The 13,748-nt window shown below is 68.1% G+C and carries 11 protein-coding genes, 1 tRNA gene and 1 riboswitch; of the genes, 11 read left to right on the top strand and 1 reads right to left on the bottom strand.

The window, feature by feature from the left end:
• The first annotated feature begins 249 nt into the window (after nt 1-249).
• From xdhC to VXM69_RS24330, 4 genes are all read left to right on the top strand, one after another.
• Complete coding sequence (xdhC, locus tag VXM69_RS24345) at nt 250-1,254, top strand: xanthine dehydrogenase accessory protein XdhC (RefSeq protein ID WP_034187404.1); 1,005 nt, start codon at nt 250-252, stop codon at nt 1,252-1,254.
• An 18-nt stretch (nt 1,255-1,272) separates the two neighbouring features.
• A complete protein-coding gene (locus VXM69_RS24340) occupies nt 1,273-2,298 on the top strand; it encodes an adenosine deaminase (protein ID WP_034187403.1) in 1,026 nt (341 codons plus the stop codon).
• A 371-nt stretch (nt 2,299-2,669) separates the two neighbouring features.
• Nucleotides 2,670-3,989 carry a guanine deaminase gene (gene guaD / locus VXM69_RS24335; RefSeq protein WP_367189361.1) on the top strand — a complete coding sequence of 440 codons (1,320 nt, stop codon included), beginning with the start codon at nt 2,670-2,672 and terminating at the stop codon, nt 3,987-3,989.
• A 142-nt stretch (nt 3,990-4,131) separates the two neighbouring features.
• Nucleotides 4,132-4,252, top strand: a riboswitch (yybP-ykoY riboswitch).
• A 95-nt stretch (nt 4,253-4,347) separates the two neighbouring features.
• Nucleotides 4,348-4,920, top strand: a complete 573-nt coding sequence (locus tag VXM69_RS24330) for a TMEM165/GDT1 family protein (protein ID WP_049036560.1) — start codon at nt 4,348-4,350, stop codon at nt 4,918-4,920.
• 52 nt (nt 4,921-4,972) lie between these two features.
• Here the strand turns inward: VXM69_RS24330 and VXM69_RS24325 are convergent, their stop codons facing one another.
• Entirely contained in the window at nt 4,973-5,671 is a 699-nt protein-coding gene (locus VXM69_RS24325; protein WP_049036562.1) for a DUF4136 domain-containing protein, read from the bottom strand.
• A gap of 187 nt (nt 5,672-5,858) precedes the next feature.
• Between VXM69_RS24325 and pepN the strand changes: the two genes are divergently transcribed.
• The 7 genes from pepN (at nt 5,859) to VXM69_RS24290 (ending at nt 13,717) form a co-directional block, all read left to right on the top strand.
• The gene (gene pepN, locus VXM69_RS24320) at nt 5,859-8,552 is read left to right on the top strand and encodes an aminopeptidase N (protein ID WP_367189360.1); all 2,694 of its coding nucleotides are present in this window, start codon (nt 5,859-5,861) and stop codon (nt 8,550-8,552) included.
• Between the two features lie 278 nt (nt 8,553-8,830).
• A complete protein-coding gene (locus tag VXM69_RS24315) occupies nt 8,831-9,844 on the top strand; it encodes a class 1 fructose-bisphosphatase (protein WP_006485729.1) in 1,014 nt (337 codons plus the stop codon).
• Nucleotides 9,845-10,049: 205 nt separating this feature from the next.
• Nucleotides 10,050-10,125: transfer RNA gene (locus VXM69_RS24310), tRNA-Thr, on the top strand.
• A gap of 170 nt (nt 10,126-10,295) precedes the next feature.
• On the top strand, nt 10,296-11,105 hold the full coding sequence (locus VXM69_RS24305; RefSeq protein WP_049036565.1) for a LuxR C-terminal-related transcriptional regulator: 810 nt from the start codon (nt 10,296-10,298) through the stop codon (nt 11,103-11,105).
• A 163-nt stretch (nt 11,106-11,268) separates the two neighbouring features.
• Nucleotides 11,269-13,008 carry an FAD-dependent oxidoreductase gene (locus VXM69_RS24300; protein WP_367189359.1) on the top strand — a complete coding sequence of 580 codons (1,740 nt, stop codon included), beginning with the start codon at nt 11,269-11,271 and terminating at the stop codon, nt 13,006-13,008.
• Nucleotides 13,005-13,226 carry a hypothetical protein gene (locus tag VXM69_RS24295; RefSeq protein WP_367189358.1) on the top strand — a complete coding sequence of 74 codons (222 nt, stop codon included), beginning with the start codon at nt 13,005-13,007 and terminating at the stop codon, nt 13,224-13,226. The genes VXM69_RS24300 and VXM69_RS24295 overlap by 4 nt, the downstream gene beginning before the upstream one ends.
• Before the next feature lie 236 nt (nt 13,227-13,462).
• On the top strand, nt 13,463-13,717 hold the full coding sequence (locus VXM69_RS24290) for a GlsB/YeaQ/YmgE family stress response membrane protein (protein ID WP_034187394.1): 255 nt from the start codon (nt 13,463-13,465) through the stop codon (nt 13,715-13,717).
• Nucleotides 13,718-13,748: the final 31 nt, after the last annotated feature.

The following is a 13,748-nucleotide window of genomic DNA, read 5'->3' as shown; positions in this document are numbered from 1 at the left end:
TCACCACCCCTGCGTAACGCGCGCCCGATCCGCAATGTCGACTGGATTCCTCATGACAACGCAAACCATCCGCATCCGTCACCCTCATGGCGTCCGCGTGTCCGGCGGCGCCGTTCGCGCGCAGCGTCGGCGCGCTGCCGTCGTCCCGCATCAGCCGTGCGGCCGGCCGGCCCGGCTCCCGTCCGTCATCGCCACGCCCGCCGGCCCGCGCCGCGTGTCGTGCCGCGTCGTTCCGAACGGGGTGTGCTGATGGAAGCCTGGCTCGGCGATCTGCAGCAACTGCTCGCGCACGGCGAAGCGGCCGTGCTCGTGACGGTCGCGCATACCGACGGCTCCGCGCCGCGCGAGGCCGGCACCAAGATGCTCGTCACGCGCGACACGGCGCGCCATACGATCGGCGGCGGTCATCTGGAATGGAAGGCGATCGAGATCGCGCGACACCTGCTGAAGGATGGCGCGCACGTGCCGCACGCCCGCCGGCTCGAACGGCTCGCGCTCGGCCCGAGTCTCGGCCAGTGCTGCGGCGGCGCCGTGGTGCTCGCGTTCGAGCGGCTCGACGTCGGCGATCTCGGCTGGATCATGTCGCTCGCGAAGCGCGTCGCGGCCGGCGCCGCGACCGTGCGTAGCGTATCATTCGGCCCCTCGCCGGGCGCGCCGCTGTTGAGCGAGCCCGAATCGGAAGCCGCGCGGGCCGACTGCCTGCTGTGGGAAACCGGCGGCGTGTCGCTGATGACCGAGACGATCGCGCCGTTTGCGTTCCCCGTCGTGCTGTTCGGCGCCGGGCACATCGGCACCGCGCTCGTGAAGGTGCTGGCGACGCTGCCGTGCCACGTGCGCTGGATCGACGGGCCCGCTGCGGTGTTCCCGCCGGCCGACGCGCTCGCCGGCATCGGCAACCTCGCGATCGAAGCGGCCGCTGCCCCGGCCGACGCGGTCGACGCCGCGCCGCCGCAGTCCTACTTCGTCGTGATGACGCACGACCATGCACTCGATTTCGTGCTGGCCGAACGCATCCTGCGGCGCGGCGACTATGCGTACTTCGGGATGACCGGCTCGCAGGCGAAACGCGTACAGTTCGATCATCGCCTCGCGGCGATCGGCATCGACCCGGCCCAGGTCGCGCGGATGCGCTGCCCGATCGGCGTCGAAGGCATCATCGACAAGGCGCCCGAAGTGATCGCGATCTCGGTGGCCGCGCAATTGCTGCAGGCCGTCGAGGCGAATGCGTCCGCGCAGGCTTCCCCTACCTACTGACCGACCAAGAACGACGCCATGACCCCGACATTCAAGGACAAGATTGCCCGCGCGCCGAAAGCGGAGCTGCACATCCACATCGAAGGCTCGCTCGAGCCCGAACTGATTTTCGCGCTCGCGCAGCGCAACGGCGTGAAGCTCGCGTACGACTCGATCGACGCGCTGCGCGCCGCGTACGCGTTCACCGACCTGCAGTCGTTCCTCGACATCTATTACGCCGGCGCGAGCGTGCTGCTGACCGAGCAGGATTTCTACGACATGACGGCCGCGTACTGCGAACGCGCGCTCGCCGACCACGTCGTCCATACCGAACTGTTCTTCGATCCGCAGACGCACACCGAGCGCGGCGTGCCGATCGAGACGGTCGTCGCGGGCATCGAGCGCGCACTCGCCGATGCCGAACGGCGCGGGCTGTCGAGCAGGCTGATCCTGTGCTTCCTGCGCCACCTGTCCGAAGAGGACGCGCTCGCGACGTTCGAATCCGCGTTGCCGCTGTTCGAGCGCTATCGCCACCGGCTGATCGGCGTGGGCCTCGATTCGTCCGAGCTCGGCCATCCGCCGGCCAAGTTCGCGCGCGTGTTCGAGAAGGCGCGTGCGCTCGGGCTGAAGCTCGTCGCGCATGCGGGCGAGGAAGGCCCGCCCGCCTACATCCACGAAGCGCTCGACGTGCTGAAGGTCGACCGGATCGACCACGGCGTGCGCAGCATCGAAGACGCGGCGCTCGTCGAGCGCCTCGCGAAAACGCGCACCGCGCTGACCGTCTGCCCGCTGTCGAACCTGAAGCTGTGCGTGTTCGACGACATGACGAAGCACACGCTGAAGGCGCTGCTCGATCGCGGCGTCGCGGTGACGATCAACTCCGACGATCCCGCCTATTTCGGCGGCTACGTCAACGAAAACTACTTCGCGACGGCCGAAGGGCTGCAGCTCACGGATGCCGAAGTCCATGCGGTGATCCGCAACGGCTTCGAGGCGTCGTTCATTGAACCGGCGCAGCGCGACGCACTGTACGCGCGCCTCGACGCGTACTGGCAGGCCGCGTGACGGCCCGCATCGAGGAACGCTAGACAGATGAGACACGGCAACGGCATCCGCTTCGCGCCCGCCGGTTCGGCCTTGCGCCGGGCCGGGCGCGGGCGGGCGTGCGCGGCGACGGCGCCGTCCGGCGTCGTGCGCCGTTGCCCGCCGTCGCGATGCGCCGTTGCGTTCGCCGCCGCATCGGTCGCGAGCGCGTGGGCCGCGAGGATCGCCGGCGACCACCGGCTGGCGGCTTCGGCCGCCACGTTCGCCCGCGCAATCGCCTCCGGTCGTGCCGCACGCAGCGTGCCGCCGCCGCTCGCGAAGCACCCGGCCGCCCCCGTGCGGCGCCGATCGCTTTCTTCTGTTCGCCTTACCTTGATGCAGGACCATTCGTCATGACGCAAACCGCTTTCCGTTCCCAGCTGCTGACCTTCAACGGCGACCCGGCGCAATCGAGCCAGGCCGCGAACCACGAGACCGACGGCCTCCTGATCGTCGCCGACGGCAAGGTCGTCGCGGCCGGCCCGTATGCGCCAGTCGCGGCAACGCTCGCGCGCGACGCGGTCGTCCACGACCTGCGCGACAAGCTGATCGTGCCCGGCTTCATCGACACGCACATCCACTACCCGCAGACGGACATGATCGCGTCGCCGGCGCCCGGCCTGCTGCCGTGGCTCGACAAGTACACGTTCCCGACCGAGCGCCAGTTCGGCGATCCCGAGCATGCGCGCGAAGTCGCCGATTTCTTCGTCGACGAGTTGCTCGCGTGCGGCACGACGAGCGCGCTCGTCTACTGCACGGTGCACAAGCAGTCGGCCGATGCGCTGTTCGCGGCGAGCGACGCGCGCGACCTGCGGATGATCGCGGGCAAGGTGCTGATGGACCGCAACTGCCCCGAGTTCCTGCGCGACACCGCGCAGTCGGGATACGACGACAGCGCCGAGCTGATCGACCGCTGGCACGGCAAGGGCCGCCAGATGTACGCGCTCACGCCGCGCTTCGCGCCGACGTCGACCGAGGCGCAGCTCGAGGCGTGCGGCGAACTCGCGCGCCGCCATCCGGACATCTTCGTGCAGAGCCACGTCGCGGAAAACGTCGACGAGGTGAAATGGGTGGCCGAGCTGTTCCCCGGCCACCGCAGTTATCTCGACATCTACGACCGCTACGGGCTGCTGCGCCCGCGCGCGGTGTACGGCCACTGCATCCACCTCGACGACGAGGACCGCCGCCGGATGGCCGAGACGCGCACGGTCGTCGCGCACTGCCCGACGTCGAACTTCTTCCTCGGCAGCGGGCTGTTCGACTTCGACAAGGCCGGCGAATACGACGTACCCGTCACGCTCGCGACCGACGTCGGCGGCGGCACGTCGTTCTCGATGCTGCAGACGATGAACGAGGCCCACAAGGTCGCGCGGCTGTCGGGCCACCACCTGACCGCGACGCGGATGTTCTGGCTCGCGACGGCCGGCGCCGCGCAGGCGCTCGATCTCGCCGACACGGTCGGCACGCTCAAGCCGCGCACCGAGGCCGACTTCGTCGTGCTCGATCCGCAGGCCACGCCGCTGCTCGCGCGCCGCACCAAACGCGCGGATTCGCTCGAGGAACTGCTGTTCGCGTTCGCGCTGCTCGGCGACGACCGCGCGGTGTACCGCACCTACGCGGCCGGCGAGCTCGTCCACGAACGCGGCGCCGCGCGCCGGCCGGCCACCGCGTAACGGTAACGCCGCGCCGGTACGCAGCCCCGACCGGCACGGCCCGATCGCGGCCGTACCGGCCGGGCAGCCAGGCGCGCCCTCGCCGACCGGGCTCCCACGCCCGGCCGGCCGCCTTCCCGCACGCAATGCGTCGTGCTAGAATTCGCCGCTCATTGGGGAGTAGCCGCTCCGCTCGATGTCCCGCGCCCCCGGCGCGCATCGTGACGGAGGCGTCCGTCAACAGACTTGGCCGTTCGGCCATGGCGGACGCAGCCACGCTGGCCTGGCGAGACCGATGGTTCACAGTGCGCCGCATCAGGGCCCGGCGCGCCGTGGATCGTCGCTCGCACGCACAACATCGGCCCGTGGAACCCCATACGTGTCCCAAGCCTTCCTGATCTCCACCGGCGCCGTCGCCCTCGCTGAAATCGGCGACAAGACCCAACTGCTTTCCCTCGTCCTGGCCGCGCGCTATCGCAAGCCGGTGCCGATCATTCTCGGCGTGCTCGTCGCGACGCTCGTGAACCACGGTTTCGCGGGCGCACTCGGCGAATGGCTCGGCGCGCTCGTCACGCCGTCGATCATGCGCTGGGCGCTCGCGTTCTCGTTCATCGCGATGGGATTGTGGATCCTCGTGCCCGACAAGCTCGACGCCGACGAAGCCAACGCCACCCGCTCGCGGCTCGGCGTGTTCGGCGCGACGCTCGTCGCATTCTTCCTCGCGGAAATGGGCGACAAGACGCAGATCGCGACCGTCGCGCTGGCGGCGCGCTTCCAGGACTACATCGGCGTCGTGGCCGGCACGACGTTCGGGATGATGCTCGCGAACGTGCCGGCGATCCTGCTCGGCGACCGCTTCGCGCACCGCCTGCCAACCCGGCTCGTGCACGGGATCGCGGCCGTGCTGTTCGTCGTGCTCGGCGCGCTCGCGCTGCTGGGTGTCGGCGTCTGACGGAACAGGATGACCGGCGCGGCCGGGTAGCCGCGCCGGGATGGGCACCGCGTTACTTCGCGACGGCCGCGCCCGAAGCCGGCGCAGCCGGCACCGCGCGCTCGTTGGCGGCCGGCGTCGCCGGCCCGCCGCGCTTGTCGACCGGCAACCGGACCGAGCGGACCGCGCCGTTCGACAGCGGGAAATCGGCGAGCGCGCTGCGCGCGAGGAACGGCATCGCATACAGCAGCGTGCCGTTGTCGCCGGTCGTGCGCGCGGACACGTTGTACACCTCCTTGCCCGTCGCGCGCTCGGTGATGCGGATCCCGAGCGTGTAGTCGAACACCTGGTACGTCTGCGCGACATAGCCGGCCGGCATCGGCCCCCAGGGCCCCCACGGGCCCCACGGCCCGCGCCGCCAGTACGGCCCGGGCGCGAACCACGGGTCGTAGTAGACCGGCTGCGGCACCGTCACGAGATCGCTGCCCACCGCATAGGTCAGCCCGACGAGATAACGCGCCTGCGCCGGCGGCACCTGCCGGAACGCATACGCGGACAGTTCGTTGGCGACGATCGGCTCGTAGGTCGACTGCTCGATGCTGTTCTTCTGCGCCTCGGTGCGCGTGAACGCATAGGTGCGTGTCGCGTCGCTGCCGCTCCAGTCGGAGAAGGCCGTGACCTGGGTCGTCACATAGCTGGTGCAGCCCGTCAGCAGCGCCACGCACAGCGCCGCCGCCCAGCCCGCACCGCGAAAAATCCATTCGCGTTTCATGTTGATCCTCGTCGATCCGTCACCCGTTCGTCGCACCGCGCGAACCGCAACGGGATGCCGATAATACGCGGACTGTCGAAAGCGGTAAAAAGTTCGCCCGGCACGCAGCCGCAAGCCTTTGTACAATGGCCCGGTTCGCCCGGCCCGCGTAACGGGCCCGTTCCCCACCCCACCGATCTCGACGACCATGTCCGACAACGCCTCCTCCACCGTGATCCGCCGCGCCGACTACACGCCGCCGGCATTCCTCATCGATTCCGTCGCGCTCGAATTCGATCTCGCGCCGGCCCGCACGATCGTCAGGAACACGATGCGCGTGCGCCGCAATCCGGACGCCGCGCCCGCGCCGCACCTGGAGTTGATGGGCGAAGCGCTCGAATTCGTCGGCGCGTCGCTGGACGGCGCGCCGCATGGCGCCGTGCGCGCGCACGAGCACGGGCTGACGGTCGAGAACGTGCCCGACGCGTTCGAGCTGACGCTCGAAAGCGCGTGCGCCCCCGACCAGAATACGACGCTGTCGGGCCTCTACGTGTCGAGCGGCAATTTCTTCACGCAGTGCGAGGCGGAAGGCTTTCGCCGCATCACCTACTTCCTCGACCGCCCCGACGTGATGGCGTCGTACATCGTCACGCTGCGCGCCGACAAGGCCGCGTACCCGGTGCTGCTGTCGAACGGCAACCTCGTCGATTCGGGCGACCTGCCCGACGGCCGCCACTTCGCGAAATGGGAAGACCCGTTCCGCAAGCCGAGCTACCTGTTCGCGCTGGTCGCCGGCAAGCTCGTCGCGATCGAGGAAAAGATCACGACCGGCTCCGGCAAGGAAAAGCTGCTGCAGGTGTGGGTCGAGCCGGCCGATCTCGACAAGACGCGTCACGCGATGGATTCGCTGATCCACTCGATCCGCTGGGACGAAAGACGCTTCGGCCTCGAGCTCGATCTCGACCGCTTCATGATCGTCGCGGTCGGCGACTTCAACATGGGGGCGATGGAAAACAAGGGGCTCAACATCTTCAACACGAAGTACGTGCTGGCGAACCCCGAGACCGCGACCGACACCGATTTCGCGAACATCGAATCGGTGGTCGGCCACGAGTACTTCCACAACTGGACCGGCAATCGCGTGACCTGCCGCGACTGGTTCCAGTTGAGCCTGAAGGAAGGCCTGACGGTGTTCCGCGACCAGGAATTCTCGGCCGACATGGCCGCGGGCGACGACGTCGAATCGGCGGCCCGCGCGGTCAAGCGCATCGAGGACGTGCGCGTGCTGCGCCAGCTGCAGTTCGCCGAGGATGCCGGCCCGATGGCACACCCGGTGCGCCCGGAAAGCTACGTCGAGATCAACAACTTCTACACGATGACGGTCTACGAGAAAGGCTCGGAAGTCGTGCGGATGTACCAGACGCTGTTCGGCCGCGACGGCTTCCGCAAGGGGATGGACCTGTACTTCAAGCGCCACGACGGCCACGCGGTGACCTGCGACGACTTCCGTCACGCGATGGCCGACGCGAACGGGCGCGACCTCGCGCAGTTCGAGCGCTGGTACAGCCAGGCCGGCACGCCGCGCGTGTCGGTGCGCACCGCGTACGACGCGGCCGCGCGCCGTTACACGGTCACGCTCGCGCAGGGCTACGGCGACGCGTCGCCGGCCGCGCGCGAAACGCAGCAGGGGCCGCTCCTGATTCCGTTCGCGATCGGCCTGATCGGCCGCGACGGCCGCGACCTGCCGCTGCGCCTGGACGGTGAAACGGCCGCTTCGGGCACGACGCGCGTGCTCGACTTCACCGACACCGAGCAGACCTTCACGTTCGTCGACGTGCCGGAAGCGCCGCTGCCGTCGCTGCTGCGCAACTTCTCGTCGCCGGTGATCGTCGAGTACGACTACAGCGACGACGATCTCGCATTCCTGCTCGCGCACGACAGCGATCCGTTCAACCGCTGGGAGGCCGGCCAGCGCCTCGCGACGCGCGCGCTGCTGACGCTTGCCGCGCGGGCGGCCGCGAACGAACCGCTCACGCTCGGCGAGAACTTCATTGCCGCGTTCCGGCGCGTGCTGACCGACGCGACGCTGTCGCCGGCGTTCCGCGAACTCGCGCTGACGCTGCCGTCGGAAACCTACCTCGCCGACCAGATGGCCGAGGCCGACCCGGCCGCCGTGCATCGCGCACGCCTGTTCGTGCGCCGCCAGCTCGCGACCGCGCTGCGCGCCGAATGGCTCGCCGCGTACGAGCAGCACCAGACGCCGGGCGCCTACGAGCCGACGCCGGAGGCCTCCGGCCGCCGCGCGCTGAAGAACCTCGCGCTCGCGTATCTCGCCGAACTCGAGGATCCGGCCGATGCGGTGCGCCTCGCGACCGCGCAGTACGACGCGGCGAACAACATGACCGATCGCGCGGCCGCCCTCGGCGCGCTGCTGTCCGCCGCCGCCGCGGGCGCGAACGAGCCGGCCGATCGCGCGCTCGACGACTTCTACCGCCGTTTCGAGAAGGAAGCGCTCGTGATCGACAAGTGGTTCGCGATGCAGGCGGCGCAACGCGGCACGGCCGCGCAGCCGACGCTCGCGAAAGTGCGCAAGCTGCTCGCGCATCCGGCGTTCAACCTGAAGAATCCGAACCGCGCACGCTCGCTGATCTTCAGCTTCTGTGCGGCCAACCCCGCGCAATTCCACGCGGCGGACGGTTCGGGCTACGCGTTCTGGGCCGAACAGGTGCTCGCGCTCGACGCGATCAATCCGCAGGTCGCCGCACGCCTCGCGCGTTCGCTCGAACTGTGGCGCCGCTTCACGCCGGCGCTGCGCGACCGCATGCGCGGCGCGCTCGAGCAGGTCGCGGCCGGCGCGAAGTCGCGCGACGTGCGCGAGATCGTCGAGAAGGCGCTCGCCTGACGCCGTCGCCCGCCCCGCATTCGCGCGATGAAGCCGGCGCCGCCCGATGCGGCGCCGGCTTTTTTATTGCACGGACGCGGCCGGCACCGAGCCGAATGACGGGGTCTGACCGCTCGGCCTGCCGCCGCGCCGGTACGCACCGCGCCCCCTCCGCCGCCAGAAACCGGGCCGGCTCGGCCGCCCGGCGATGTAACCGGACGAAAAAAGCCGGTGGCGCGGGAAGCGCGACAGGTAAAATTGCGGCCATTCAAGGATTCTTTGGCCTTTCGGAGTCTGTCATGTCCATTGCCCGCCGCACCACGCTGTCGAAGTTCCTGATCGAACAGCAACGTGAGACCAACAACCTTCCCGCCGACCTGCGCCTGCTGATCGAAGTCGTCGCACGCGCGTGCAAGGCGATCAGCTACAACGTGTCGAAGGGCGCGCTCGGTGAAGCGCTCGGCACCGCCGGCAGCGAGAACGTCCAGGGCGAGGTGCAGAAAAAGCTCGACATCCTGTCGAACGAAATCCTGCTCGACGCAAACGAGTGGGGCGGCAACCTCGCCGCGATGGCATCGGAAGAAATGGAAACGTTCTTCCCGATCCCGGCGAACTACCCGCGCGGCGAATACCTGCTCGTGTTCGATCCGCTCGACGGCTCGTCGAACATCGACGTGAACGTGTCGATCGGCACGATCTTCTCGGTGCTGCGCTGCCCGGACGGCAAGCAGGCGACCGAAGAATCGTTCCTGCAACCCGGCACGCAGCAGGTTGCGGCCGGCTACGCCGTCTACGGCCCGCAGACGGTGTTCGTGCTGACGACCGGCAACGGCGTGAACTGCTTCACGCTCGACCGCGAAGTCGGCTCGTGGGTGCTCACGCAAAGCAACATGCAGATCCCGGCCGACACGCGCGAATACGCGATCAACGCGTCGAACGCGCGCCACTGGTACGACCCGGTCAAGCGCTACGTCGACGAACTGAACGCCGGCAAGGACGGCCCGCGCGGCGACAACTTCAACATGCGCTGGATCGCCTCGATGGTTGCCGACGTGCACCGGATCCTGAACCGCGGCGGCATCTTCATGTACCCGGCGGACAAGCGCACGCCCGATCGTCCGGGCAAGCTGCGCCTGATGTACGAAGCGAACCCGATGTCGTTCATCGTCGAACAGGCGGGCGGCGCCGCGACGACCGGCACGCAGCGCATCATGGAAGTGCAGCCGACGGGCCTGCACCAGCGCGTGCCCGTGTTCCTCGGCTCGAAGAACGAAGTCGAGCGCGTCACCGGCTATCACGACGAAGCAAAATAATTGCACTGCAGCACTGGACGGAGGCGTGATGCGCAAGTACAATCTCGCCTCTTGATGTGGCCCTGACCGGTCGCATCACAGTGAAGTGAAAGCGGGCAGTCCGCCGGATCGAGGGTTTCGCGAAACAGCAGCAGCAAGCTGAAAAAAGTTCGCAAAACCTATTGCCAAGATCTCGGATTTGACCATATAATTTCATTTCTCTGCTGCCGGTGTAGCTCAGTTGGTAGAGCAGCGCATTCGTAATGCGAAGGTCGTAGGTTCGACTCCTATCTCCGGCACCAAGACATAAAGGCCTGACAAGCATCGCTTGTCAGGCCTTTTCTCTTTTCCGGCGCCGAAATCGTGCGCCCATCCGGTATCCGTATCCGCCCCGCTTGCGGGCATCCCCCGACTCACGCACCGCGTGCCGCCGATTACAATCGCCGGACCGCTCCGCCCTCTTCCCCGCCTCATGCGCACCTGGCGTCTCGAGCGACCGACTCTCAACGCGCAGCTGGATATCTCCCGCGCGACGCGTCTCGTCGCCGCGATCGGCGGCCACGAGGCGAACGCGTTCGCAGCCGAAGTCCTGAAGCTGTTCGACGCTGCGCTGTCGATCACGCAGTGCACGATCTTCGCGTACGAATTCGGCAATCGCCCGCGCACGATGTCGGTTGCCGATCATCGCGGCGGCCGCTACCTGCGCGACGTTGCCGACACCTACGCACGGCACTTCTACGCACTCGACGGCAACCAGCCGATCGTATCGGCCGCCCATCGCGGCACGCACCGCCACGACCTGCTGCTGCATCAGCAAGCGGGCGACGAGATCGCTCACGAAGCGTATCGCGCGGCATGCTATCGCGGCCCCGACGTATCCGACCGGCTGGCGCTGCTGGTGCAGCCCGACGATGCGACGTGGCTGTCGATCAACCTGTACCGCGCCCATCGCAGCGGCGCGTTCCAGCCGCGCGAGATCGCGGCGATCGAAACGCTCGCGCCGCTGATCGCGCAGGCGGCGAAGCATCACTACGCACTCGCCGGCGCGACGCAGGTCGGCATCCCGCAACGGATGCTCGCGCGATTGCGCCATGCGTGCCCCGAACTGTCCAAGCGCGAACTCGACGTGCTGCGCGGCATGCTCGAAGGCCAGACCGCGCGCGAGATCGGCGAGACGATCGGCGTGAAGGCATCGAGCGTCGTCACCTATCAGAAGCGCGCGTATCGGCGCCTCGGCATTTCGAGCCAGCGCGAACTGTTTGCGCTGTGCATGCAGCCCTGACCCGTTTCGGTTCGCGACGAACGTAGCGCCGCCACGCCTGCCGCGCCCGCCGTACCCGAAATGGGGACAACGGCGACACGCCCGGCTTCCATACTGCATCGACCCGTTGCCCATCGCATCGCCGATGCGCGCACGTCGAGTCAGACCACCGTGGAAGCCAACGATGACCATCGCGTTCAAACCCTATCCGTTCGTCGCCGCGCGCCATTCCGCGCATCTGCCGGACTGCGTCGACGGCATCGATACGCACCGGCATCGCGTCGCGATCGTCGGCGGCGGCCCCGTGGGCCTCGCCGTCGCGCTCGGCCTCGCGAATCACGGCATTCGCAGCGTGTTGATCGAAGCCGACGATTCGGTCTGTCACGGCAGCCGCGCGATCTGCATTTCGCGCCGCAGCCTCGAGATCATCGAACGGCTCGGCGCGCTCGACGATTTCCTGCGCACCGGGCTGCCATGGACCGGCGGACGCAGTTTCCATCGCGACGACGAAGTGCTGCACTTCACGATGCCGCAGGACGAGAACCAGAAGCTGCCGCCGATGGTGAACCTCGCGCAGTATCACATCGAGCAGTTCCTGCTGGACGCCGCGCGACGCCGCGCCGATTTCATCGAGATCCGCTGGCAGACGAAGGTCACCGGCGTCACGCGACAACCGGACGGCGTACGCCTGGACGTCGACACGCCGCTCGGCGGCTACGCGCTCGACGCCGACTGGGTCGTCGCATGCGACGGCGGACGCAGCACGATGCGCGACGCGCTCGGTCTGTCGCTCCGCGGCACGCGCTACGAGGGCCGCTATGTGATCGTCGACATCGCGCTCGACAGCAACCGGCCGACCGAGCGCCTCGCGTACTTCGATCCGTCGTCGAACCCGGGCTCGACGGTGCTCGTCCACAAGCAGCCCGACAACGTGTGGCGGATCGACTACCAGTTGCGCGACGACGAGGATGCCGACGCGGCCGTGAAGCCCGAGCACGTGATCCCCCGCGTGCAGAACCTGCTCGACATGATGGGCGAGCGCGGCCCATGGTCGCCGATCTGGATCACGATCTACAAGGCGAACGCACTGACGCTCGAACGCTACCGGCACGACCGCGTGCTGTTCTGCGGCGACGCCGCACACCTCGTGCCGATCTTCGGCGTGCGCGGCGCGAATTCGGGCATCGACGATGCCGACAACCTCGCGTGGAAACTCGCGTACGTGCTGCGCGGCATCGCGTCGGACGCACTGCTCGACAGCTACTCGGACGAACGCGTGTTCGCGACGCACGAGAACCTGCGTTACGGCACGAAGAGCACCGAGTTCATGGCGCCGCCGTCGTTTGCCTTCGAACTGATGCGCAAGGCCGTGCTGACGCTCGCGCGCCGGCATCCGGCACTGCGTTCGCTGATCAACCCGCGCCAGACATCGGCTATCGCGTATGCGAAGTCGCCGCTGAATGCCGCCGAGCGCGACACGTTCGCGGCCGGCCCGGCGCCCGGCACGGTACTCGTCGAATGTCCGCTGACGCTGTACGCGCCACTCGGCGGCGGCACGCGCAGCGGCCACCTGACCGATCTCGTCGCGCCGCGCTTCACCGCGTTCTGCTTCACGCGCGATGGCGTGCCCGATCCGTCGCTCGCCGATCTCGAGCGGCGCGTGCAGGATGCGCACGTGCCGTTCACGCTCGTCACGCTCGCACGCCAAGCGGGGCCGCGACACCCGGCCTGCGCCGGCCATGACGACGACGGCCGGCTGTTCGACCTGTACGACGCACGCGACGGCACCGTCTATCTCGTGCGACCGGACGGGCACGTACTCGGCCGCTGGCACGACGCGCGCGCCGACGATCTCGCCGCCGCGCTCGACCGCGCGCTCCACCCGCCCACGTCAACCGAGACCGACCTTCAGGAGACCGCATGATCACGGATATCGAACGCGACACGCTCTACACCGATCTGTGCCGCACGATGACGCGGATCGGTGAAACCGACGCACCGCTTTATCTCACCCGCTTCGCACTCCTGTCGATTGAGACGATAGCCGATCCCGCGATCGTCGCACGACTGATCGCCGATGCTGGCGAAGGGCTGCCCGATGCAAACGTTCCGGTGGCGGCACGCGGACAGCGGGACGCCTGACCGGCCAGGTCCGTCCCCGCCCATTTCTTACATATTCATTTCATGACGCATCGCAGCCAGACGAATTCCGCTGGAAAATCCGCTTAAGGGTGCATAACATTACTTAACGATCCTGACCCGTCTATCGCGTTACATTGCGTGGGCGGCGCGGCGGGTCGCATGCCGCTTTCATCCAGCTTGCGGCACACGACAGCCGTTGCCCGGTCATTTCGACTCAACCCAAGGAGAGGACCACCATGACTCATGGCTTGATTATGTGGCTCATCATCGGCGCGATCGCCGGCTGGCTTGCCGGGCTGCTCGTGAAAGGCGGCGGCTTCGGACTGATCGTCGACATCATCGTCGGGATCGTCGGCGCGGTGATCGGCGGCTGGCTCGCCGGAGTACTCGGCATCAGCGTCGGCAGCGGCTTCATCGGCTCGGTGATCGTCGCGGTCGTCGGTGCGGTGATCCTGCTGTTCGTGATCCGGCTATTCAAACGAGCGGCCTGACGCTTCTCTCCACGCGCCTTCGGGCGCGTTT

The organism is Burkholderia sp. Ed8 (genome assembly GCF_040761425.1).
In the GTDB taxonomy this organism is placed as follows: domain Bacteria; phylum Pseudomonadota; class Gammaproteobacteria; order Burkholderiales; family Burkholderiaceae; genus Burkholderia; species Burkholderia seminalis.
Note: the sequence above shows the minus strand (reverse complement) of the source record. Positions and strands in the feature narration are given on the sequence as shown.